Below are 24,341 nucleotides of genomic sequence, written 5' to 3'. Positions count from 1 at the left end.
GAAGACCACAGTGGCAATAGCAGCGATCGCGCAACCTGCAAAAATTCGGACTTCCTCGCGCACGATACGGTTGAAAGTGTCGACGTGCAGTCCCTAGAATCCTGGTCAAACGAGCGCGGGACCCGGTTCCGCATTAATGACGACCAAGGAGTTAAATAATGGCGCACGAACTTCCCGCCCTGCCCTATCCGATGGATGGCCTCGAGCCGACGATCTCGAAAGAAACCCTCGAGTATCACTACGGCAAACACCACAACACCTATGTGACGAACCTGAATAACCTGATCCCGGGTACCGAGTTCGAAAACATGACCCTCGAAGACATCATCATGAAGTCGTCGGGCGGCGTGTTCAACAACGCTGCGCAGGTGTGGAACCACACCTTCTACTGGAACTGTCTGAGCCCGACCGGCGGCGGCGAGCCGAGCGGTGCGCTGGCCGATGCGATCAACAGCGCGTTCGGCTCTTTCGATGCGTTCAAAGAGGCGTTCAGCAAGTCGGCCGCGACCAACTTCGGCTCGGGCTGGACCTGGCTGGTCAAGAATTCAGACGGCAGCGTCGAGATCGTCAATACCTCGAATGCAGCCACCCCGATGACCGACGGCAAAACCGCCCTGCTGACGGTCGATGTATGGGAGCACGCCTACTACATCGACTACCGCAACGCGCGTCCGAAGTATCTCGAAGAGATCTGGAAGCTGGTGAACTGGGACTTTGTCGCCTCGAACTTCGGCGGCTGAGCAACTTCTCAAGCTCCGCGAAACCCGGCCTCGGCCGGGTTTTTTGTTCCTGTCGGCAGTCTTGCCAGTAATAAAAAGTGCTGGTAGGGTTCCGCCTTTGCTGCCAGAGCGGCATCAATGGCGAAGGTGGTCCCCGCGACCGGGGCTGCCTTTTTGTTTTTTTGGAGAAGCGCGGATTCCGACGACCGAGCTACGTTCTACAGACGACCGCTCCTTCTCCCTGAAGGCGGGCCTACATCCCCATGACGCACTTGATGAGCACCTACAATCGCCTGCCCGTGACGTTCTCACGTGGTGAAGGTGCGCGCGTGTGGGACACCGACGGCAAGGAATACCTGGATGCATTGTGCGGCATCTCAGTGACCAACCTCGGCCATGCCCACCCGGATGTCACCAAGGCTATCTGCGAACAGGCAGCCACGCTGATCCATACCTCCAATGTCTACGGCATCGCGGCACAAGAGGCGCTGGGAAATGCGCTGACCGAACTGGCCGGCATGGATCGCGTGTTCTTCGGCAATTCCGGTGCCGAAGCCAACGAGGCCGCGATCAAGCTGGCGCGTCTGCACGGCAATCGCAAAGGCGTGAAATCGCCGACTATCGTGGTAATGGAGAGCAGCTTCCACGGTCGTACCCTGGCGACGCTGACTGCCACCGGCAACCGCAAGGTGCAGGCTGGATTCGAACCGCTGGTCCAGGGTTTCGTGCGCATACCGTACGGAGACCTCGCAGCGTTGCAGGCCGTGGCCGATAACCAACCCGATGTGGTTGCCGTCATGGTCGAGCCGATCCAGGGCGAAGGCGGCATCAATGTCCCGCCCGACGATTTTCTGCCCGGCGTCAGGACGCTGTGCACCACCAAGGGCTGGCTGATGATCCTCGATGAGATTCAGACCGGCATGGCGCGTACCGGCAAACCCTTCGCCTACCAGCACTACGATTTCAAGCCGGACGTGATGACGGTCGCCAAGGCATTGGGCAACGGCGTGCCGATCGGCGCCTGCCTGGCGCACGGCGACGCAGCCGCTCTTTTCGGTCCCGGCAATCACGGCTCCACTTTCGGTGGCAACCCCCTGGCCTGTGCGGCTGCACTGACGGTGTGCCACGCGCTCAGCCAGGACAAGCTCTGGGAACGCGCCGCCAGTCTCGGTGAGTACATCCAGAACGGCCTGCGCGCTGCGCTGGCAGATCTCCCCGGTGTCATCGAGGTCCGCGGTAAAGGTCTGATGATCGGCGTGCAGCTCGACCGCCCCTGCGGCGAACTCGTCGCGCGGGCATTGAGCGCCGGCCTGCTGATCAATGTCACGGCCGACTCGGTCATCCGCCTGTTACCGCCGCTGATCATGAGCGACAAGCAGGCCGACCAACTGATCTCGACACTCGGCTCACTGGTTCAAGCCTTCCTCTCGGATCACTGATCGCCCCGCCACGGCGCGAGGTTTATTGTCATGAGTACTTCCCCTGCACCCCGCCATTTTTTGACGATGATGGATCTGAGTTCGACTGAGCTGCGCGCGCTGATCGCGCGCGCCAGCGAACTCAAGCAGATGCACCGCGCCGGCAAATCGCATACGCCGCTGCACAACAAGATGCTCGCGATGATCTTCGAAAAGAGCTCGACGCGTACCCGCGTGTCGTTCGAGGCCGGTATGGCACAGCTCGGTGGTTCAGCAATGTTTCTGTCACCGCGCGATACCCAACTCGGACGTGGCGAGCCGATTGAAGACACCGCGCGCGTGCTGTCGCGCATGGTCGATTGCGTCATGATCCGCACCTTCGAGCATGCCAGTGTCGAGGCCTTTGCTGCGCATTCGAAGGTGCCGGTGATCAACGGCCTGACCGATCTGTGCCACCCCTGCCAACTGCTGGCCGACATGCAGACCTTCAGCGAGCATCGCGGCGACATCACCGGCAAGACAGTGACCTGGGTCGGCGATGGCAACAATATGTGTCACTCGTATATCGGCGCAGCCGTGCAGTTCGATTTCAAGCTGCGCATCGCCTGCCCGGAAGGCTTCGACCCCGATCCCGAGGTGCTGCGCACCGGTGGCGATCGATGCGAGATCCTGCGCGACCCGCGTGAGGCGGTCAGCGGTACCGACCTGGTGGTTACCGACACCTGGATCAGCATGGGCCAGGAAGAGGAAAAGGCCGCTCGCGAAAGAGCCTTCGCCGGCTACATGGTCGACAAGGCAATGATGAGTCTGGCCGCACCGGACGCACTGTTTCTACATTGCCTGCCGGCCTATCGTGGCAAAGAGGTCTCCGAAAACGTGATCGACGCACCGGACAGCGTTGTCTGGGACGAGGCAGAGAACCGTATGCATGCGCAGAAAGCGCTGCTTGAGTTCCTGCTCACTTGATAAACTCTACGGCTCTGAACATCGCCGAACCCGAGCAGATGCCGTTACTCAAGGTCGAACAAATCAGTGCCGGATATGGCGACGAGACAGTCGTCAACGACCTGTCGTTTCACGTCAACCGTGGCGAGATCGTCAGCCTGCTCGGCCCGAGTGGCTGCGGCAAGACCACCGCACTGCGGGCGATCGCCGGCTTCGAGCCGATCAGCAGCGGCCAGATTCTGATCGCGAAGAGAATCGTCTCTTCACCCGAGATGACCGTACCGCCGGAGAAACGCTCGATCGGCATGGTGTTTCAGGACTATGCCCTGTTCCCCCACCTGACCATCGCCGACAACATCGCGTTCGGTCTGCGCAAAAAGCCGGCCGTCGATCGCCGCGTGCAGGTCGAACATCTGCTCGATGCCACCGGCCTGCAAGGTATGGGGCAACGCTACCCCCATGAGCTCTCGGGCGGGCAGCAACAACGCGTCGCACTGGCGCGCGCACTGGCGCCCCGCCCGACCCTGCTACTGATGGACGAACCGTTCTCCAATCTCGACGTCGAATTGCGCGAACGCCTGAGCATGGAGGTACGCGACATCCTCAAGTCGGAGGGCATCAGCGGTATCCTGGTCACCCACGACCAGCATGAGGCGTTCGCGATGTCGGACAAGGTCGGTGTGATGCGCGATGGTACGATCCTGCAGTGGGATACGCCGTTCAACCTGTACCACGAGCCGAACCATCGCTTCGTCGCCGATTTCATCGGTCAGGGCCGCTTCATTGCCGGCACGGTCAAGACACCTGAAACCTTCGATACCGAACTGGGCGAGTTGCGCGGCAATCGCTCCTGCACCGAGCACATCGGCAACCAGGTCGAAGTGCTGATACGGCCGGACGACCTGGTACCGGACAACAACGGCGATATCGAAGCCGTGGTCAAAGACAAGGCGTTCAAGGGGGCTGAAATCCTCTATACACTGGAATTACCCACCGGAACGCGCCTACTATCGCTGTTTCCGAGCCATAATGATCATCATATGGGTGATACAGTTCGCGTCCGCCTGAACGCCGAACACTTAATCTGCTTCCCGGCCGGGAACAGGCCCTAATGCTCCGCCGTACGGAATCGACTCAGTGAAAAAACTCGTTACGCTCATCTTCATACTCTGCAGCACAACGGCGTTCGCCAAGACCGCCTACGTGACCGACGAACTGAAAATCACGCTGCGCAGCGGCGAAAGCCCGACGCATCGCATCCTCAAGATGTTGCCGACCGGCGAAGCCGTGACGGTACTGTCGACCAACAGCGGCAGTGGCTACAGCAAGGTGCGCACGCAGGCCGGCGCCGAAGGTTTCGTACTGACACGCCAGCTGGTGAATCAGCCGGTAGCACGCGATCGACTCGTGTCACTCGAAAACGAAGTAAAGGCGCTGAAGGCCGCGCCGGGCGAGCTGAGCAGCCGACTGGCTACGGCGACTGAGCAATTGCAGACGCTGACCAAGCAGTACGAAGAACTCAAAGGCTCCAAGACGCAGGTCGACCAGGAATTCACTGCGCTGCAGCGCACCTCGAGCAACGCCGTACGGATTGCCAACGAACGCAATGAACTGCGCAAACAAGTCGCCTCGCTGACACGCGAGGTCGAAGACATCAAACAGCAGAACCGCGAACTCGAGAACAAGACCGCGCAGAACTGGTTCCTGATCGGTGGCGGTGTCGTCGTCGGCGGCATACTGCTCGGGCTGATCCTGCCTCACCTGCGCGTACGTCGCCGCAAGAGCTCCTGGGGTTCGCTGTAACCTTCTCGCTATAAAGCAGACTGCGCACGCCTTGCGCAGTCTGCCTGCCTACCTTATCAATGGAAGGAGTCGGTGAAGAGATTGCTCGCCCAGGCGAACATCTCCTCATAGTTGTCCTTGCTCCATCGTTCCGCCTCACCAAGATGCTTCAGCATCATCTGGCGACTCGTTTCATCGTACGAGAAATTGGCAGTTAGCCACGACGCCTGATCGTAACTGACCGGGCTATAGCAGGCCGAGTTGGTCGTGATATTTGCGACACGCTCGGGGGCGGTCACCGAAATGCCGTTGATGATCCTGATGATGGCATCGGCACACACCTTGGCCTGCGAATTGGCCATATGCGCAGACTTCGGCTGACCGGTCGCCTGGGTATCACCGATGATATGGACCCCATCGAAACCGGATTGCGTCGATGCATAGCTCAGCGGATCGACGCCTGCCCAGAGCCCGCTTCCGGTAAGCCCGGATTCACGCACGAAACCCATCGCCTGTTGCGGCGCGATCACATTGACGACGTCGCCCCGATACTCGCCTGCGCTGGTATCGACAATGCGCTGTTGCGAATCGACGGCGTTCAGCGTGGCATTGGGAACATAGTCGATGATGTTGCGGTACAGCTGGCTATACACCTGCTCGAAGGTGTGCCGTTCTGCCTGGATCGACGGATTGGCATCGAGCACGACAACACGTGCGTCGCCGTTGTTGTAGCCCTTGCGCTTGAGTATGTCGGCCACCACGCAGGCGCGCTCGTAGGGCCCTGGAGGGCACCGATAGGGCGACGGCGGTATCGTCATGATGAAGGTCGAACTCGGCCCAAGTGAACTGACCTGCGATGCCAGCAACTGGGTTTGCGGACCGGCAACCCAGGCATGTGGCGTCAGATTGAAGTCGAGGCCCGGGATGTCGACAAAGTCGATGCCGGTCGCGATCACAAGGTGATCGTAGTCGATCCAGCCTGCATCGTTCAGACGGACACGCTTCCCGGTGCCGTCAATCTCCGCCGCGCGATCGCGCATGACGTTGACACCGTAGAACGACGACAAGCTGGAGTACGAAATCGTCAGCTCGTTGAGTGAAATACGGTTGTTGAGTACCAGGTTGCTCAGTACGCAGGAGGTGTGTGCCGCGTTCGGATCAACCATCACCACCTCGATGGTCTTGTCGCTCCACGCACGCAGATACTTGGCGACGGATGCGCCGGCAAAACCACCGCCGAGCACGACAACGCGGGGCGTCGCCGCGGCCTTCACAGTCGTCGGCAGCGTCATTGCCGCGCTCGCCGCACCGAGTGTTTTCAGAAACTGTCTACGATTGAAAGTCATGGATATGTTCTCCGCAAAAGGTGATCAAGGGTCGTAGTCGTTGAACAACGCATCAGTCGTCGTCCCGATCACGTCTCTTGCGCCGTTCGCGCTCGTATTCCTTGCCGGAGTCGCGCGAACGTTCATGTTCGTCTTCATCCGATTCATGATCGCCGGAACCACTGCCACCCGAACCTGAACCCGAACTGCCGCCCCCTATCGACCCGTAGTACGCGGCTATACGGCGGATCTGATCCTCCGTATAACCCATAGCCTGGTGCTCCATGATGTCTTCCGGCGTGTCTTCCGAACGCATCTCCATCAGCTCTTCATAGATCTCGTCGGCACTCTCTCCGGCGAGACTATCCATGTCGCCGACCGCCCTGCCGTTGGACCCGTGACACTGGGCACATTGCGAGGCAAGCAGTCGATTGATCGTTGCGTCTTCAGACCATGCCGTTTGACAGACCCCCGCTGCGACAAAGCCCAAACACATGGCCTTCAAAAAGTTTGTCGTCATAGCTCCTGTTCCTTTTTTGTCAGACCCTGTCACTGAGTCGTCCGTCGTGACACGGCCGTATTGGTTGTGCACGTTTCAGCGTGCAACACGCGAACCTGACGGGTGCTTTCGGTGCGAAAGCCTCCGCCAATTGAGCAATGCATACGAGTGCCGGTCATACCAACATTCACTCGGGCACTGACTTGCATGGAACGTCGTGCGTTATTGAAACGACGGCCGAACCGGGTTTAATCCGCACCATCGAGCATCAGCACTCACTTTGTGACCGGATACTGAAAAATGGACGTAGTCGAGAACAGCGCCTTGTCGGCGGGTCGGACATGTAGACGTGACAAGAAGCGGAAAACCCATGCGCTCATCGTCGCAACAAGGCTGATTGAGTAATGCGGGTCGTGAATTCTTAAGCGAATCTTAAGGCGCACAAAAAAGCCAGCACCTGTACAGGCGCCGGCTTTGCTCTAGCAAGCTATGCGCTTGCGGGTGTTACTTTTCGAGCTGTGAGAGATCGCGAACCGCACCGCGCGCCGCCGACGTAGTCAGTGCCGCATAGGCACGCAGCGCCTGCGATACGTAACGATCGCGATCGACCGGTTGCCACGCCTTGTCGCCACGCGCCTGCATGGCCTGACGACGTTGGTCGAGCACCGCATCGTCGACTGCAACGTCGATCGTACGATTCGGGATATCGATCTCGATCAAGTCACCCTCTTCGACCAAGCCGATGTTGCCACCCTCGGCGGCTTCGGGTGAACAATGACCGATCGACAAACCGGACGTGCCACCGCTGAAGCGCCCGTCGGTGATCAACGCGCAGGCCTTGCCCAGGCCTTTCGACTTGAGATAGCTGGTCGGATACAGCATCTCCTGCATACCCGGGCCGCCCTTTGGTCCTTCGTACCGGATCAATACCACGTCGCCGGCGACGATCTTGTCGTTCAGGATGCCTTCGACGGCTGCGTCCTGGCTTTCAAAGATTCGCGCCGGACCGGAGAATTTCAAGATCGATTCGTCCACCCCAGCGGTCTTGACGATACAGCCCTGCGCAGCGAGGTTGCCATATAGCACCGCGAGTCCGCCGTCTTTCGAATAGGCGTGCGCGATATCGCGGATGCACCCACCTTCACGATCGAGATCCAGGTCGGGCCATTGACTGTCCTGGCTGAAGGCGACCTGCGTGGGAATGCCGCCGGGGCCGGCAAGGTAGCGCACGCGCGCCTGTTCTTCTTCACCACGAATCACGTCCCATCCGTCGATCGCCGCGCCCATCGACGCACTGTGCACCGTGTGGCACTCGCGGTGGATCAGGCCACCACGGTCGAGTTCCGCCAGGATGCCGATCACGCCACCGGCGCGGTGCACGTCTTCCATGTGGTACTGCTGCGTGGCCGGTGCCACCTTGCACAGGTTCGGCACCTTGCGGCTCATGCGATCGATGTCGGCCATCGTGAAATCGACGCCGCCCTCATGTGCCGCCGCCAGCAGGTGCAGCACCGTGTTGGTCGAGCCACCCATGGCGATATCCAGGGCGATCGCATTTTCAAAGGCATCGAAGGTGGCGATATTGCGTGGCAGCACGCTGGCGTCGTCCTGTTCGTAGTAGCGCCGTGCGATCTCGACCACCAGGCGACCGGCCTCGAGGAACAAGTTTTTTCGCTCGGCGTGGGTCGCCAGCAGCGAGCCATTGCCCGGCAACGACAGCCCCAGGGCCTCGGTCAGGCAGTTCATCGAGTTGGCGGTGAACATGCCCGAGCACGAACCGCAGGTCGGACAGGCCGAACGCTCGATCGACGCGACGTTATCGTCGGTCTCGTTCGGATCGGCCGCCGACACCATAGCGTCGACCAGGTCGAGCTTGAGTTCGCCCTTGTTGGCCAGACTGACCTTACCGGCTTCCATCGGGCCACCGGAAACGAACACCGTCGGGATATTCAGGCGCAGCGCCGCGTTGAGCATCCCGGGGGTGATCTTGTCGCAATTGGAGATACACACCAGGGCATCGGCGCAGTGCGCGTTCACCATGTACTCGACACTGTCGGCGATCAGGTCGCGCGACGGCAGCGAGTACAGCATGCCGCCGTGACCCATGGCGATGCCGTCGTCGACCGCGATGGTGTTGAACTCCTTGGCCACACCACCCGCCTTTTCGATCTCGCGCGCCACCAGTTGGCCGAGGTCTTTAAGGTGGACATGGCCGGGCACGAACTGGGTGAAGGAGTTGGCGATCGCAATGATCGGCTTGTCGAAATCGCCATCCTTCATCCCGGTGGCGCGCCACAAGGCGCGGGCACCCGCCATGTTGCGGCCGTGGGTGGTCGTGCGTGAGCGATACTGGGGCATCGAAATCTCCGGACTGTTTTCGTCGTTCAATCACGCATTATCACTGTTCCGGGTCGACGACGGAACCACGTGCCACAAGGTATTTCATACGGACGTCCGGCATCGACTATAATTAGACGCATAACAATTATTTCGTACGTCCGTCTGACTTTGAAAGCGATGCCGAAAAAGAGCGAAAGAACCCGCCAACGCGTGGTCGAGGCCGCCAACCGCCTCTTCTACCACAAGGGTTACAACCAGACGTCGTTCAGCGACGTGGTCGAGGCCGCCGGCGTGCCGCGCGGCAACATCTACTACTACTTCAAGACCAAGGACGAGATCCTCGAAGCGGCGATCCACTATCGCACCGAGCGCATCTCGCAGATGCTCGAGAACTGGTCGGGCAGCTACCGCACGCCGATTCAGCGCCTGCACCGGTTTCTCGACATCCTGACCAACAGCGCCGATGCCATCATGCGCTACGGCTGCCCGATGGGCACCCTGAATACCGAACTGGGCAAAGATCAGGGCGAGCTGCAAGAGCAGGCGGAAAACCTGTTCAAGGTCTTCGAGAGCTGGCTGACCGACCAATTCGCCGAGCTCGGCTATGCCGGTCGCGCGCATGAACTTGCCTTGCGCCTGATGTCGCAGGGCCAAGGGATCAGCGTGATGGCGCATGTGCACAACGACCCGGGATTTCTGCGCCGCGAGAAAGAGCGCCTGGCCGCATGGCTCGATCAGTTGGCCGAAGGCAAAGACGAATGCGCCTGATCCACGCCCCCGCAGGCCGTTTCGACCTTGCGCTCCCCCACCCCTTGGGCGACTGAACACAGCGGAAGCCAAAGATGTCACTGGATCAACTACTGACCGAGCTGGAACGACAAGGCGAGGAGAACGACGCCGCGACTACCGACCGGCCGCACAAGCTGTTGAACATCACGCGCGATACCGGCGAGTTGCTTGCGTTGCTGATCAAGGCCAACAAGGCGCGCAATGTACTGGAGGTCGGGACGTCGAACGGCTATTCGACACTGTGGCTGGCCAACGCCTTGCCTGACGACGGCAAGGTGGTCACGGTTGAAAAGCTGCCGCACAAGATCGAAATGGCTCGCGCGAACTTCGAGGCATCCGGCCTGGCGGCAAAGATCGAACAGTTTGTCGGCGACGCTGCCGACTATCTCGGCGCCCTGAACCGCCGGTTCGACCTGGTGTTTCTCGACGCCGAGCGTACCGACTACATGAGCTTCGCCGATGCGGTAATCGATGCCGTTGTACCCGGCGGCCTGCTGGTGTGCGACAACGCCTTGTCGCATGCCGACGAAATCGCACCCTTCATCGCCTACGTGGAACAGACCGGCGAGTTCACCACGGCGACACTGACAGTCGGCAAAGGCGAGTACGTGGCGTGCAAACATAAACGCGCACACAGCGACTGAGCAGACGTCATGGAGCTCACCGCATTCGTCGTCGCCGCACTGTTCGTAATCCTGATACCCGGACCGAACGTACTGGTCATCGTGTCGACCAGCCTGGTGCACGGCCGATGGCGGGGCCTGCAGACGGTCGCCGGCACGAGCACGGCGATGATTCTGCAGCTCTTGATTGCCGGTGTCGCCACGCAAAGCCTGCTGCAGCTCGCCGGCGTGGCGCTCGAATGGCTGAAGTGGTGCGGTGTGGCGTACCTCTTCTACCTCGGCATACGTCACCTGACCGATGCGGCAGCCCCCGAAACGACCAATGCGTTATCTGCAGCGGGTTCGTTCAGCCGCGGCTTTTGGGTGTCGCTGACCAACCCTAAAACGATCCTGTTCTTCAGCGCCTTTCTGCCACAGTTCGTGTCCGATGCCACGAATTACGGCTACGCAATCGCGCTGCTGTCGTTGATCTTCTGGCTACTTGCAGTGGTGCTGGATAGCGGCTACGCGCTGTTTGCGTCGGCGATCCAACAGCGCTTGAGAAGACCGGCCTTTACCCGAGGCGCGCGGCGCGTCGCGGGTGGCTTTTATATCGGTGCGAGTGCGCTGTTGGCGCTGAGTCATCAGCGCCAGTGAACGTATAAGACCGGCTAGACAGGCTCGAGTATCTCGTGGATCTGCACGTCTACAGTCAGGGTCGGCACCAAGTCGTTGGGACCGGTGAACGAACCGGCCACCGGGGGTACTTTTTCCGGATGGCGGTGCACCGCAACCGGAATATGGTCCGGCCCGACGACCGCAATGTTGGTCGGATCGAATCCCTTCCAACCGGCGCCTGGCAGATAGACCTCGGCCCAGGCATGCGACGAGGCACCGCCCGCTTCGGTCGCCGGACCATGCACATAGCCGCTGACAAAGCGTGCTGCGATGTTCAACCGCCGACACGCCTCGACAAACAAGGCCGCCATATCACGGCATGATCCCTTGCGTATCTCGAGCAGTGTTTCGGGTGCCAGCACACCCGGCTCGTCACGTTCTTCGTAGACGATCTCTTCATTGATACGGTGGTTCATCTGATCGAGCACGAAAAAAGTCTCTGTGCCCTTGTTCATCTGCGTGTAAGGCGCGATCCATTCGTCAGTCAAGTCATGCCGGTCATATACCGTCTCCAGAAACGGCCGAAGCGCCGTCTGTTCTTCTTTGCTGTAGTCGATCGGAAACTGCACGGCATGGGGGTCCACAACGAAATCCAATGGCGTGATCTCATAGAGTTCGACTTCGAGCCTACTCTCGAACGAGACCTCTGTGACCGTACCGTCCGCAAAGTTCGCAACAGCCAGCACATTGTCGTAGAAGTCACGCCGCCAGGTGACATTCGCTTCCGGCGAGATATCCAGCGACGACGAGGCGATGCGCAGGTCGTGACCTTCGCGCGGTCGCAACAACAGCGTGTGGGCACCCAAGGTGACCGGGGCGGCAAAACCATAGCGTGTGGAATGCCTGATCTCTATGCGTTTCATTTCCTAAACCTCTTGCGTGTGTACGACACACGTGGCGGAACTGCGCCACTCGAACCGGTCCATGCGGTCGAATTGCAGCAGCGCCGATGGATAACCTTCGCTGGACGAGGGCGCGGAAACCACGCAGATCGAAGCAAAAACCTTGTTCAGTCTTGCAGTAACGAGAGTTGTCGATACCCTGCGTCCCGCAAGCCCCGCGCATGTTCCAGCATATGTTCCCAACGTTGCGATATTGATGCCAACTCATCAGCCGACGCCGACACCGTCTCGGCGTCGAGCAGGCGCAGCATGACCCGATACTCATCGGCACGCTGTGCGGCCGACGGCGAGCGAATCAGCTCGGCACGCAGGCGCCGGCGCTGTTCTGCCTGCAAGGTGCGCTTGGCCTGTTCGATCTGGTCTCGCAGTGGAACAGACAGGTCGAAGCCCAATGCGAAATGGGAGGGTTCAGCAAACCAATCAACATCCGCGGCAACCACCGTCTTGACCGGCTGCTGGACCTCACGCCAGGTCAAACGTTGATCGCCGACCGGATCGTCATCCCTGGGGTCGGGCGGAAACTTGTAGAAACCCCAGCGCGCGCCGAGCGCACACTCGATCAGCACCTTGTCGCCATCGATCCGACAGTCGCCTTCGGTGCAGCTATCGGCCGGAACCCATGCCCGCGGATCGGCCTTCCATGCACAGAAGTCGCGGTTGGGAGGCCGGCCATAGGCCGCCTCCAATTGCTGCCACACGTCGTTGAACGCCGACCACTCCAGCTGGTAGACGGGGTTGCGCCGCAGAAACTCCCACGCCCACTGGGCACCGTTTAGGTGCTGCACGGATACATAGGCGTCCGCCTGTTTCCAGTCGCGTATGACGAATCGGCGTTTCGCGCTCATCTGTGTTCCCGTGCAGCAAAACAGGTTGTAAATGAAGCGCTGGTCGGTCCAGCCAAAGCAACTTCGGCAGCGCATTCTGCACAACCCATGATACTGGACGACGCCCCAACCATGGTTCACTCTAATGCCATGAAACAACCCTCTCTTCACCACATGATGGAACGCCTGATCGGCGCGCCATCGGTCAGCAGTGTCAGCCCGGAATGGGACCAGTCGAATGCGCGCGTTATCGACCATCTCGCCGAGTGGTGTGAGTCCGCGGGCTTCAAGGTTGAACACCTGCCGATCGAAGGCTACCCGGGAAAGTTCAACTTGGTTGCCAGCATCGGCAGCGGCCCTGATGGTCTGGTACTGTCGGGCCACACCGATACGGTGCCGTACGACGACAGCCGCTGGCAGACCGATCCATTCAAACTCGTCGAGCGAGACGATCGCTGGTACGGGCTCGGCACCTGCGACATGAAAGGTTTCTTTGCGGTGGTGCTCGACGCCCTGCAAGACATCGATCTCGGCAAGCTCAAACACCCGTTGATCCTGATCGCGACCGCCGACGAAGAGAGCAGCATGTGCGGCGCCAAGGCCCTGGTCGAAACCCACCAGAAACTCGGCCGACACGCGGTGATCGGCGAGCCGACCGGGCTCAAGCCGATCCGCTTGCACAAGGGCATCGCTATGGAAGCCATCCGCCTGCATGGCCGTTCGGGTCACTCGAGCGACCCGGCACTCGGCGTCAATGCCTTGGACGGCATGCACCTGGTGCTGAGCGAATTGCTGACATGGCGCAGTGAATTGCAGCAGCGCTATCGCAACCCCTTGTTTGCGGTCGACGTACCGACCGTCAATCTTGGCCACATTCATGGCGGCGACAACCCCAATCGGATCTGTGCGCAATGCGAGCTGCACTTCGATATCCGGCCACTGCCAGGCATGGACCTCGATACCTTGCGCGACGAAATCGATCGACGCATGGGTGAGACCCTGGCGCAAACCGGATTGCGCTATGAACGCATCGCGCTGTTCGAAGGCATTCCCGCCATGGATACCGCTGCCGATTCGCCGATCGTGCGTGCAGCCGAGGCGCTTACCGGCTATTCGGCGGGCGCAGTGGCGTTCGGTACAGAAGGGCCTTACTTCAACCAGATGGGTCTTGAAACCGTGATCATGGGGCCCGGCAGCATCGAGCAGGCGCATCAACCGGACGAGTTTCTCGCGCTCGATCAACTGCTGCCCGCCAAACGCGTAATCGGCGAACTGGTCAGACGTTTCTGTATCGACTGAGCCCGCTCCGTCACCTCTTCGGCGGGCATCGGCTTCCATTGGAGCCGGAGCCCGATTATTCTGAAACGTTAAATGCTTTGAACAAGACGCTTACGTGAGCAAACACAACAACCACCGCGGCTTCGTCGACTCTTTCCGCCGTTCCTCGCCTTACATCCATGCCCACCGCGGCAAGGTGTTCGTGCTGAGCTTCGGCGGCGAGGCGCTGGATGATGAAAGCTTCGCCAACCTGGTACACGACATTGCCCTGTTGAAGGGCCTGGGCATTCGCCTTGTGCTGGTTCCCGGCGCGCGCCCGCAGATCGAGCGGCAGTTGAATGCGCGTGGTGCCAAGCTGCAGGTCGTCAACGGACTGCGCGTAACCGACGACGACGCACTGGCCTGCGTCAAAGAGGCCAACGGCATGGTGCGTGTCGAGATCGAGGCGTTGTTGTCGATGGGCCTGGCCAACTCGCCCATGGCGGGCGTGCGCATACGTGTTGCGTCCGGCAACTTCGTTACCGCCAAACCGATCGGCATCATCGACGGAGTCGACTACCGCCACACCGGCGAGGTGAGGCGGGTCGACGCGGACGCGCTGCTCAACCTGGTCAACAGCGGCAGCATCGCCCTGGTTCCGGCGCTGGGTTATTCACCGACCGGCGAGGTCTTCAATCTCAGTGCTGCGGACGTCGCCGGCGCGGTCGCCACGGCCATCGGCGCCGACAAGCTCATCTTCTTGTCGGAGAACAAGATCGCCGACGGCAAGGGCCGTGTGATCAGCAGCATGGTGCCGCGCGAGGTCGACAATCTGATCGCGCGGCGCAAGCGCTTGGCCGAAGAAACCGTGCGCGTACTGCATAACTCGGCCGCCGCATGCCGTGGCGGCGTATACCGCGTTCACCTGCTCAACCGCCACCAGGACGGCATCCTGCTGTCTGAGTTGTTCACACGCGACGGTGCGGGCACGCTGGTGACAGCCGAACCCTACGAAGTCACCCGCGCGGCGCGTATCGACGACGTCGGCGGCATCCTCGAACTGATCGAACCGATGGAGGCCGCCGGCATCCTGGTGAAACGTTCTCGCGAATTGCTGGAGCAGGAGATCGACCAGTTCAGCGTCATCGAGCGTGACGGGGCCATCATCGCCTGCGCCGCCTGTTACCCGTTCGTCGATGAAGGTCTCGCCGAACTGGCCTGCGTTGCCGTTCACCCGGACTACCGGGCTGCCGGCCGCGGGGATACCCTGCTGCGTTACATCGAGGAAAAAGCCCGCGACGCAGGTGTCACTGAGTTGTTCGTGCTTTCGACCCGCACAACCCATTGGTTTCGCGAGCGCGGTTTCGTCAACGCCCCGGTGGAACGCCTGCCGCAGCGCCGTCGCGACCTTTATAACTGGCGCCGTGGCTCGAAGGTGTTCATCAAGCCGATCTAGCGCCCCGTTCAGGGTGGCCAGAACGGGGCCGCACACCGGGCAGCCCTGCCCAATGGCGAAGCACGCCTATTGGGCATCGCCCTCAATCGGTGCAAAAATCCCCAGAATCCGGCGGTTTTCCCACGGCATGGAGATTGCGTAACGTAAGGCGCATCCATCGCTGAACTCAGTCCGGAATCGTTATGCGAAACCGTAAACCCAAAGTCCAAAGCGGCCACCAGCCACCACCGTCAGACACTATTCGCCCTGCTTTACCTGGCGGGCGTGATCCTGCTGTTCAATGCCTGGCTGGTCACCCAACACGCCCCGGCGATCGGCAACTGACCACACCCGCTGACCAGCCGGCCTGATCAATCGGGCACGCGCTCACGTATCAGCTTGATGAATGCCTCTGCGACCGGGTTATCCAGGTTGGCGCGCGTTCTGGCGATCCACAGGGTTCTGCGAATGCGCAGCCCCTCGATGCGCACTTGGTGCAGTTCCCCTTCGCTGATCGCGCTCTCAACGGCAAACAGCGGCAGAAAGCTTACGTGCCGCGCCCGCTCCAGCATTTCGACGATCGTATCGGTCGAGCCAACCTCCATCGCGATCGGCAGATCATCGACGCCGATATCCGAGAGCGCATCGTCAAGCGTAATCCGCATCGATGACTCGCGCTCACGCAGCACATAGGTCTGTTCGGGAATCTCCGCGACCAACAACATGTCACGGTTGGCCAGCGGGTGTTTGGGCGAGCACACCAACACCAGTTCGTCGTCCAGCCATTTCTGCACCAGTACGTCCGGGTGATCGGGCTGGATCTCGGTCAACGCCAGGTCGGCCAGGCCGGTGGCCAGGCGCGTGTGGATGCTGCGGCTGTAGCCGACCCGGCTGTCGATACGATAGTCCGGGTAGGCGTCGGCGAACGCCAGGAGCAGATCCGGCAGCAGATGTTCACCGATCGACTGGGTGACCGCGAGGCGCAGTCGATCGCGCCCGGCCTTGAGCTGTTTCAGGTCACCCAGCAGTTCCACCTGGTGGTCCATGACCAGGCGTGAAAAGGCATACACGCGCTCGCCGGCGCTGGTCAGACGCAGCCGGCCCGCCTCGCGCACCATCAATTCGATGTCGAAACAGCGCTCGAGTGCCCGCAGGCGCTTGGTGACAGCAGGCTGGCCGATGTTGAGCGCGCGACCCGCCTCGGCCACTCCACCGCGCTCGACGATCTCACGGAGTGTCGCCAGTGCTTTGAGGTCTGGGAGCTTTTTATATTCCATATTGGAATGTTAGCTTTTTAGGATTCATTAGCAATAGTCAGTACATTACCGCAAAATACTGCCCACTTATGCGGTGCTGACGGCCATATAACGTGCAAATTCACGTTTCGGCTGGCTAAACGTCGATTTCCAATTCGGAATCTTAATACCTGCCTTAAGCAGTCTTATTCGGTGGCGGGAACGCCAATGCCCCTGATTCTGTTGCTGTTTTTAGCAGCAACGGTCGTCAGCCGCTTGAGCCCATCTGGCAGAAACACAGCGAGTTGACGAGGAAACCGAATGAGCAACGGATCTGAACAGGCCGCATCTGCGCCGATTGCCGACACCACGTCCGCCCCCGAGCCCCAACCACAACAAGCAACGCAGACGCCGCGCCGCATGAGCATCAACCTCAAACAGATTATTGCCGGTGTGTTGTTCGCCGGCCTGGCCTTTTACCTGTCGACGGTCGTACCGACGATCGAAATCGCCTGGGTGACCGCCATCCTGCTGTTGACCATCTACCTGTTCGCCTTCGAGGTCGTCGGCGTCGACGTCGCCGCGGCATCGATCATGGTGCTGCTCGGGTTGACCACGCTACTGGCGCCCTACATGGGTCTGCAGGCCGGGCTGGTCGACAATACGCACCTGTTCGACGGCTTCGCGTCGAACGCGGTGATATCGATTATCGCGGTCATGATCATCGGCGCGGGCCTGGACAAGACCGGCATCATGACCAAGGTCGCCGCGTTCATCCTGCGCGTCGGCGGCACCACCGAGAGCCGCATCATCCCGATCATCTCGAGCACCGTTGGGGTGATCTCGTCGTTCATGCAGAACGTCGGTGCCGCTGCGCTGTTCCTCCCCGTGGTATCACGTATCTCGGCGCGCTCCGGGCTGCCGATGTCGCGACTGCTGATGCCGATGGGCTTCTGCGCCATCCTCGGCGGTACCGTCACCATGGTCGGGTCGAGCCCGCTGATTCTGCTCAACGACCTCATCCTGACCTCCAACAAGGCACTGCCGGCCGAGCAGCAGATGGAGACCTGGAGCCTGTTCTCGGTCACACCGATTGGCCTGGCCTTGGTAGCCACCGGCATCATCTACTTCGTGCTTGCCGGGCGTTTCGTGTTGCCATCCAGCCGCGACACGAAGAGCAAAGACGATGCAATGACCTATTTCCGCAACACCTACGGACTCGACTATGAACTGTTCGAGGTCGAGGTGCCGGAAGACAGCGAGCTGGTCGGCAAGACACTCGACGACATCGAGCACGAAGACAAAGTGCGCGTCATCGCCTCGGCCAGCGGCGGCCAGATGAAGGTCGGCCCCGGCACCATCGCACGCGACACCGGGATCGCCGCCGGCGCGGTGCTCGGCATCATCGCATCACCCAAGCACCTGCTCGATTTTGTCGACAAATACGGACTCGACCTGCACAGCAGCATTGTCGCCCTCGGCGAAATCTTCGCGGCGACCAAGTCCGGCGTGGCCGAGGTGGTTATTCCGCCGAGTTCCAACCTGGTCGGCAAGAGCGCGCGCGACGTCTGGATGCGTAAGAGCTACGGCATCGCGATGGTCGCCTTGCATCGCGACGGCGAAACGCTGCGCGAGGGTGACGACATCCGCAGCATGCCGCTGCAGGGCGGCGATACACTGGTGGTACACACCCAGTGGGATGCCCTCGCCCGTCTGCAGAAGGACCGCAACTTCGTCGTTATCACGACCGAATTCCCGCACGAAGAACTGCGCCCGACCAAGCTGCTGCATGCCGGCGTCTTCTTCGCCATCGCCCTCGGCCTGGTGCTGTTCACCGATCTGCGGCTGTCGGTCGCGTTGCTGACCGGTGCGATGGGTATGATCCTGTCGGGCGTACTCAAGATCGACGAGGCCTACACCGCAGTCAGTTGGAAGACAGTCTTCCTGTTGGCATCGCTGATACCACTCGGCCTGGCAGTCGAGACATCGGGCACCGCCAAGTGGATTGCCGAGCAGACGTTGAACATCGTCGGCGGCATGCCGACCTGGGTCATCCAGGCGTCGGTGGCCATCCTCGCCACGTTCTTCACGCTGGTGATGTCGAACGTCGGTGCAACCGTGCTGCTGGTGCCGCTGGCGGTCAACATCGCGATCGGTGCCGGCGCCAACCCCGCCGTGTTCGCCCTGACGGTGGCCATTGCGACGTCCAACTCGTTCCTGATCCCGACGCACCAGGTGAATGCGTTGATCATGGGTCCGGCCGGCTATCGTGTCCCGGACTTCATGCGTGCGGGTGGGATCATGACGATTCTGTTCCTGGTCGTTATGATGCTGATGATGAACCTGATCTTCTGATCGGGTCAGCGCCGGCAACTCCCTGGTCCAGGGAGTTGCCGGTCTTTCGTTGTGCCGCTCGCCAGTGTAGGAGCCTCCATGTCTGTTGTATCTGTCTGGTCTCGCGCATTCGCGCGTTCGGGATTCTCGCTGCTGCGTAGCGCCGTACCGGTAGCGCTATTACTGACATTGAGTGGCGCTGCGCTCGGCGTCACCACCAACGAACACCGACCGCTCGATCTCACTCAGCACTCGGTCGGCTATTTCGGAATCGGCGTGTTTATTCTTGCCTATCTGTTTGTGATGGCCGAGGAGTTCACGCATCTTCGAAAGTCGAAACCGGTCATCATCGCCGCTGGCGTGATCTGGGCAGCGGTCGCCTGGGTTTACCAATCGCACGGCTACACGCACGAAGCCGAAGCGGCGATTCGCGAAAACCTCGAGGAATACGCCGAACTGATGTTGTTCCTGTTGGTCGCGATGACCTATATCAACTCGATGCAGGAACTGCGGGTATTCGATGCGTTGCGTTCATGGCTGGTGAGCCGCGGCTTCGGCTTTCGTGCCTTGTTCTGGATCACCGGCATCCTGTCATTCCTGATTTCCCCCATCGCAGACAACCTGACCACCGCCCTGTTGATGTGCGCCGTCGTCATGGCGGTCGGTGGCGACAATCCGAAGTTTGTCGGATTGGCCTGCGTGAACATCGTGGTTGCAGCCAATGCCGGCGGCGCCTTCAGCCCATTTGGCGATATCACGACGCTGATGGTCTGGCAGAAAGGCATGGTGGAATTCTGGAGCTTCTTTGCCCTGTTTATTCCGGCGGTCGTGAATTTCGCCGTGCCGGCGGTATTGATGCACTTTGCAGTGCCCGATGAAAAACCACACCCGATCCGCGAGCAGATCACGCTGCAGCGTGGCGCCCGGCGCATCATCCTGTTGTTCCTGCTGACGATCGCTACCGCCGTCGCGTTCCACATCGTGCTCCACCTGCCTCCGGTCATCGGCATGCTGACCGGCATGGGCTACCTCGGCCTGTTCGGTTTCTACCTTAAAAAGACGCACGCGCGCTCGGCCACTAACGGTTCGGAGATCGGCGACCTGGTGGCATTCGATATCTTCCGACCCGTGGCGCGTGCCGAATGGGACACCCTGTTCTTCTTCTACGGCGTGGTCGCCTGTGTCGGCGGACTGGGCTTCATGGGCTATCTCGCCCTGACCTCCGAGGTTATGTACAACCAATGGGGAGCCACCAACGCGAACATCACGGTCGGCCTGCTATCCGCCATTGTCGACAACATCCCGGTTATGTTCGCCGTGCTGTCGATGGAGCCGAACATGCCGCTGGGCCAATGGCTATTGGTGACCCTGACCGCCGGCGTGGGTGGATCGCTGCTGTCCATCGGTTCAGCCGCCGGCGTGGCATTGATGGGCCAGGCGCGCGGCCACTACACCTTCTTCGGTCATCTCAAATGGACGCCGGCAATCGCCGCCGGCTATGCAGCCAGTATTGCCGTGCACTTCTGGGTCAACGCCGGAAGCTTCAACTGACGCCGAGGTGGCGGCAGCCGGCGACGGTTGCCGCCTTCTTCGCCAACCACTCCTAACCGCCTGCCTGTGCGCCTTGCAAAAGGTGCGTATGCACGCCGGCCACAGACGGCCGTATACCCGCTCGACGGCGTTACAGATCACACCCAGTTAGCTCGCAGCGCGAGACGGAACGGCTGTACCGATCAGGACTGCGGGTTGTAAAAACCGTCACCGTTTTTTACATGAACCGCACACTATTAACCTAATCAATTGAAATTTTTACAAATAATGTGCGGGCACGGTTTCTGCTTCGAGCATGACTGCCATGGATGCCGCGCTCGACCACCGGCCTATGCCGTTGCCGAGCGAACGGCGCGCGGCACTCGCCACCCCACGATGATCCGCGAAGACGTCGGTCAATCCCGTCGTTATTGCTGAACGGATCTCCGGGGCGACGCAACGCGACGGAATGCGAATAAAACATACAAAACGAGCGTTGCCGAACGACGTCGTCGTCGGTCAACGGAGGTGCCGTGAGAACGTTGCGAAACCGTCGATACCGTCGACGGCTTCCCGCCCTGTTGCGTCGGGTTCTGTACCCGGACGCCTTGACCTTGCACGACCTGCGTCGGCGCACGGCCGACGTGGTTGTGGACGTCGCCTTTCCATCGCGTGAGGTCGACACACCGCAGGCAGCTGAACTCGACGTGTGGCCCGCAGCCAAGTCTGCGGCGCGCGCCCGCTATGTAACGCCGGAATACTTTTCACTGCGCTTGCGCGGCGCCAAGTACGACCCGTTATTCAACCTGGTCACCACACAATCGGGCGCAGCCCTGATCGATTCCAGCAGCACCTTCTTGCCGTTGACACTACAGGCCTGGCAACGAAGGTTTCGTACGCCAAGCCGCCGGATAGAGGGACTGTGTACGATCTTCCGATCCGTCGACGGCAACTTCTACCACACGCTGATCGAAGACCTGTCGCGTGTGTTCCTGCTGCGCCAACCGGTCTACCGGGAGATGGGCACCATCAAGATGCTGTTCCCGTCCGAGCCGACCGCGCTCGAGCAATACCTCCTCGACCGCTACCTGCCGGACAACATCGAGATCGATGTCGTCGGGCGCGATCAGATCATCGAGCCGGACGAACTCATCCTGCCGTCGTTTCTGACACGGCAAAGCGTTACCTATCTGCCACAGGCATTCGTCGACGACCTGCTGCCACGCCTGCTGCCGCAGCGCGCGCGCAACAAACGCCGTCGCATCTATATCACCCGCCGCCCGGGGCCTTTGGGTCATGTGCGCCTGATAGAAAACGACGAGCAGCTCTGGCAGGCATTGCGTACCAAGGGCTTCGAGCGCTACGCCCTGGAAGATCTGTCTTTCGACGAGCAGATTGCGTTGTTCTACGACGCCGAAATGGTCGTAGCGGCCCACGGCGCCGGACTCGCCAATCTACTGTTCGCCGAGGCCATCGATGTTATCGAACTGCACGCCGGCACCTTGGTCGTACCCTACTTCTACTACATGAGTGCATCGCTCGGGCACCGTTATCAGTGGTGGAACGGCGACAGACAGCATTTCAACGCCAGTTTCACGGTCGACGTGTCTGCCGTGATGGGCATGGTCGACGCGGCGTTGGATTCACCGCCTGACCGGGTCGACAATAGTGCCGAGATCGGCGACGTCGTCATCGCGTAGCCGTAGTGCGACGGCACATCCTTGTGTGCGCTTACCTCGTTTTCCGAAGTTGTTGATCAACCAATGCGGCGCGGTCGCATTCTGAGATAGTAGTTAATCAGGCCGTTGGTCGACGCATCGTGATTATCGACCGGCGTGCCTCGATTGAGCTCATCCAGAATATGGTTGGCCAGTTGCTTGCCAAGCTCGACACCCCATTGGTCGAATGAGTTCAGATTCCAGATGATGCCCTGAACGAAGATCTTGTGTTCGTACAACGCGATCAGGCTGCCCAACGTTTGCGGATTGAGCGTGTAGAACAAGAAGATATTGGTCGGCCGGTTGCCCGGAAACACCTTGTACGGCAGCAGCTTGTCGATCGCCTCCGCCGACATACCGGACTTCTGCAGTTCAGCCCGCGCCTCGACTTCATCCTTGCCGCGCATCAAGGCCTCGGCCTGGGCGAAGATATTCGACATCAATGCCCTGTGGTGTCGCGCGATGCAGCGGAAGTTGGAGACCGGCGCCAGCATGTCGGCCGGGACCAGTTTCGTCCCCTGATGCAGCAGCTGGTAAAAAGCATGCTGGCTGGCGATGCCGATCTCACCGAACAGGATCGGGCCAGTTTCGTAATTGACCGCACCGCCGGCGCGATCGACGCACTTGCCGTTGCTCTCCATATCGGCCTGCTGCAGATAGGCCGGAAAACGGTGCATGTTCTGATCGTAAGGCAATACCGCGATCGATTCGGCACCGAAGAAGTTGTTGTACCAGATACCGAGCATCGCCATGATCACCGGGATGTTCTGCGCCAACGGCGCCGAACGGAAGTGTTCGTCGGCCGCGTAGGCGCCGGCCAGCAAGGCATCGAAGTTTTCCGAACCGATCGATATCACGATCGGTAGACCAATGGCGGACCACATCGAATAACGTCCGCCTACCCAATCCCACATCTTGAAGATGTTCTCGGGCGCAATGCCGAACGCGGTCGCCGCCGCCACGTTGGCGGTTACCGCCACCATATGGCGCGTCAGATCGGCTTCGTTGTCGATCTTGCGCAACAGCCATGCCTTGGCCGTCTCGGCGTTCACCATCGTGTCCTGCGTCGTAAAACTCTTCGACGCGATGATGAACAGCGTGGTCTCGGGGTTCAGAACCTCCAGCGTGTTGTTGATGTGGTTCTCATCGATGTTCGACACGTAGTGGATCTTGAGATCGTGGATGGCGTAGGGCCGCAGTGCCTCGGTGGCCATCAAGGGCCCGAGATGCGAACCGCCGATGCCGATGCTGACCACATCGGTAATCGGTTGGTTGCTGGCCCCGCGCCACTGCCGCGTTCTGACTGCCTCGGCCAGGTCTTTGACGCGACGCAGCTCGCTGCGCACTTCGGGCATCACGTCGGTGCCGGCGGCAGACATCGGCCGATCGCTGAGGTTACGCAGAGCGGTGTGCAGAACCGACCGCCCTTCGGTGTGGTTGATGGTCTCTCCGGCGAACATGCGGTCGCGCCACTGTTCCACATCGCAGACCCTCGCCAGGTCCAGCAGCAACTGCATCGTCTCGTCGGTAATCCGGTTTTTCGAGAAGTCGAACAGGATATCGTTGAGCTGCAATGAATATTTCTCGAAACGATCCGGTTCTGCGGCGAACTGGTCACGCATGTGCAGATCTTTCACCGCGTCGAAATGTGCCTCCAGGGCTTTCCACTGCGGCAGATCGGTCGGTCGGGTCATAAGGGGTCCTTGATTGAGGTAGGCCGGTAAATAAGGCGATACACGGGTGTTAGCAATAAGCTTGCCGGCGACAGGGTTGGAATCCCGGTGCTATGTGCACCCAATCAACGCAAAGTTTCGTAACAAATTAACATTGGATGTGCCAAAGTTGTGCACGGTTGTTTGATTCTGCCCTGTATTATCTCTCGTCCGTTTATGAAACGTCATCTTCGCGCCAACGCCATTTACCGATTGAACCGCTGCCCGGTCTTTTTTACATCCACCGAATGCTTAACCTAAGTAAACCCACCGGTCGGTTCGCCGCGTTTAACCGGC

The 24,341-nt window shown here is 60.2% G+C and carries 20 protein-coding genes; 13 read left to right on the top strand and 7 right to left on the bottom strand.

Annotation, left to right across the window (positions count from 1 at the left end; genetic code table 11):
- Positions 1-158: 158 nt before the first annotated feature.
- From B1781_RS03735 to B1781_RS03715, 5 genes are all read left to right on the top strand, one after another.
- A complete protein-coding gene (locus B1781_RS03735) occupies positions 159-740 on the top strand; it encodes a superoxide dismutase (RefSeq protein WP_078118377.1) in 582 nt (193 codons plus the stop codon).
- 254 nt (positions 741-994) lie between these two features.
- A complete protein-coding gene (locus B1781_RS03730; protein ID WP_125931857.1) occupies positions 995-2,158 on the top strand; it encodes an aspartate aminotransferase family protein in 1,164 nt (387 codons plus the stop codon).
- A 30-nt stretch (positions 2,159-2,188) separates the two neighbouring features.
- The gene (gene argF / locus B1781_RS03725; RefSeq protein WP_078118375.1) at positions 2,189-3,103 is read left to right on the top strand and encodes an ornithine carbamoyltransferase; all 915 of its coding nucleotides are present in this window, start codon (positions 2,189-2,191) and stop codon (positions 3,101-3,103) included.
- A gap of 38 nt (positions 3,104-3,141) precedes the next feature.
- Entirely contained in the window at positions 3,142-4,194 is a 1,053-nt protein-coding gene (locus B1781_RS03720) for an ABC transporter ATP-binding protein (protein ID WP_078118374.1), read from the top strand.
- Positions 4,195-4,219: 25 nt separating this feature from the next.
- The gene (locus B1781_RS03715; protein ID WP_334223872.1) at positions 4,220-4,885 is read left to right on the top strand and encodes a TIGR04211 family SH3 domain-containing protein; all 666 of its coding nucleotides are present in this window, start codon (positions 4,220-4,222) and stop codon (positions 4,883-4,885) included.
- Between the two features lie 56 nt (positions 4,886-4,941).
- On the opposite strand, the gene B1781_RS03710 is transcribed toward B1781_RS03715, so the two are convergent.
- The 3 genes from B1781_RS03710 to ilvD form a co-directional block, all read right to left on the bottom strand.
- Positions 4,942-6,210 carry an FAD-dependent oxidoreductase gene (locus B1781_RS03710; protein ID WP_078118372.1) on the bottom strand — a complete coding sequence of 423 codons (1,269 nt, stop codon included), beginning with the start codon at positions 6,208-6,210 and terminating at the stop codon, positions 4,942-4,944.
- 52 nt (positions 6,211-6,262) lie between these two features.
- Entirely contained in the window at positions 6,263-6,709 is a 447-nt protein-coding gene (locus tag B1781_RS03705; RefSeq protein WP_078118371.1) for a c-type cytochrome, read from the bottom strand.
- A 483-nt stretch (positions 6,710-7,192) separates the two neighbouring features.
- Complete coding sequence (ilvD, locus tag B1781_RS03700) at positions 7,193-9,046, bottom strand: dihydroxy-acid dehydratase (RefSeq protein WP_078121914.1); 1,854 nt, start codon at positions 9,044-9,046, stop codon at positions 7,193-7,195.
- Between the two features lie 159 nt (positions 9,047-9,205).
- On the opposite strand from ilvD, the gene B1781_RS03695 reads away from it, so the two are divergent.
- The 3 genes from B1781_RS03695 (at position 9,206) to B1781_RS03685 (ending at position 11,076) form a co-directional block, all read left to right on the top strand.
- On the top strand, positions 9,206-9,796 hold the full coding sequence (locus tag B1781_RS03695) for a TetR/AcrR family transcriptional regulator (RefSeq protein WP_078118370.1): 591 nt from the start codon (positions 9,206-9,208) through the stop codon (positions 9,794-9,796).
- A 74-nt stretch (positions 9,797-9,870) separates the two neighbouring features.
- A complete protein-coding gene (locus B1781_RS03690) occupies positions 9,871-10,461 on the top strand; it encodes an O-methyltransferase (RefSeq protein WP_078118369.1) in 591 nt (196 codons plus the stop codon).
- Positions 10,462-10,470: 9 nt separating this feature from the next.
- Positions 10,471-11,076, top strand: coding sequence for a LysE family translocator (locus B1781_RS03685; RefSeq protein WP_078118368.1), 606 nt, complete (start codon positions 10,471-10,473; stop codon positions 11,074-11,076).
- A gap of 14 nt (positions 11,077-11,090) precedes the next feature.
- Here the strand turns inward: B1781_RS03685 and B1781_RS03680 are convergent, their stop codons facing one another.
- Together B1781_RS03680 and B1781_RS03675 are read right to left on the bottom strand one after the other, a co-directional pair.
- Positions 11,091-11,960 carry a transglutaminase family protein gene (locus B1781_RS03680; RefSeq protein WP_078118367.1) on the bottom strand — a complete coding sequence of 290 codons (870 nt, stop codon included), beginning with the start codon at positions 11,958-11,960 and terminating at the stop codon, positions 11,091-11,093.
- Positions 11,961-12,106: 146 nt separating this feature from the next.
- Entirely contained in the window at positions 12,107-12,844 is a 738-nt protein-coding gene (locus B1781_RS03675) for a transcriptional regulator domain-containing protein (RefSeq protein WP_078118366.1), read from the bottom strand.
- A 129-nt stretch (positions 12,845-12,973) separates the two neighbouring features.
- On the opposite strand from B1781_RS03675, the gene argE reads away from it, so the two are divergent.
- Positions 12,974-14,122 (top strand): acetylornithine deacetylase, encoded by a 1,149-nt coding sequence (gene argE / locus B1781_RS03670; protein WP_125931856.1) that lies wholly within the window; start codon positions 12,974-12,976, stop codon positions 14,120-14,122.
- Between the two features lie 94 nt (positions 14,123-14,216).
- On the top strand, positions 14,217-15,536 hold the full coding sequence (argA, locus tag B1781_RS03665; RefSeq protein WP_078118365.1) for an amino-acid N-acetyltransferase: 1,320 nt from the start codon (positions 14,217-14,219) through the stop codon (positions 15,534-15,536).
- 350 nt (positions 15,537-15,886) lie between these two features.
- Here the strand turns inward: argA and B1781_RS03660 are convergent, their stop codons facing one another.
- Entirely contained in the window at positions 15,887-16,792 is a 906-nt protein-coding gene (locus B1781_RS03660; protein WP_078118364.1) for a LysR family transcriptional regulator, read from the bottom strand.
- Positions 16,793-17,170: 378 nt separating this feature from the next.
- Between B1781_RS03660 and B1781_RS03655 the strand changes: the two genes are divergently transcribed.
- The 3 genes from B1781_RS03655 (at position 17,171) to B1781_RS03645 (ending at position 22,314) form a co-directional block, all read left to right on the top strand.
- Entirely contained in the window at positions 17,171-19,105 is a 1,935-nt protein-coding gene (locus B1781_RS03655) for an SLC13 family permease (RefSeq protein ID WP_078121912.1), read from the top strand.
- A 78-nt stretch (positions 19,106-19,183) separates the two neighbouring features.
- A complete protein-coding gene (gene nhaD, locus B1781_RS03650; protein ID WP_078118363.1) occupies positions 19,184-20,635 on the top strand; it encodes a sodium:proton antiporter NhaD in 1,452 nt (483 codons plus the stop codon).
- A 512-nt stretch (positions 20,636-21,147) separates the two neighbouring features.
- Entirely contained in the window at positions 21,148-22,314 is a 1,167-nt protein-coding gene (locus B1781_RS03645) for a glycosyltransferase family 61 protein (RefSeq protein WP_164513241.1), read from the top strand.
- Between the two features lie 56 nt (positions 22,315-22,370).
- On the opposite strand, the gene pgi is transcribed toward B1781_RS03645, so the two are convergent.
- Complete coding sequence (gene pgi / locus B1781_RS03640) at positions 22,371-24,026, bottom strand: glucose-6-phosphate isomerase (protein WP_078118361.1); 1,656 nt, start codon at positions 24,024-24,026, stop codon at positions 22,371-22,373.
- Positions 24,027-24,341: the final 315 nt, after the last annotated feature.

The sequence above is a fragment of the Thiosocius teredinicola genome (genome assembly GCF_002009425.1).
GTDB classification, from domain to species: domain Bacteria; phylum Pseudomonadota; class Gammaproteobacteria; order Chromatiales; family Chromatiaceae; genus Thiosocius; species Thiosocius teredinicola.
The sequence above is the reverse complement of the archived record's forward strand: the minus strand, read 5'-3'. Positions and strand labels throughout refer to the sequence as shown.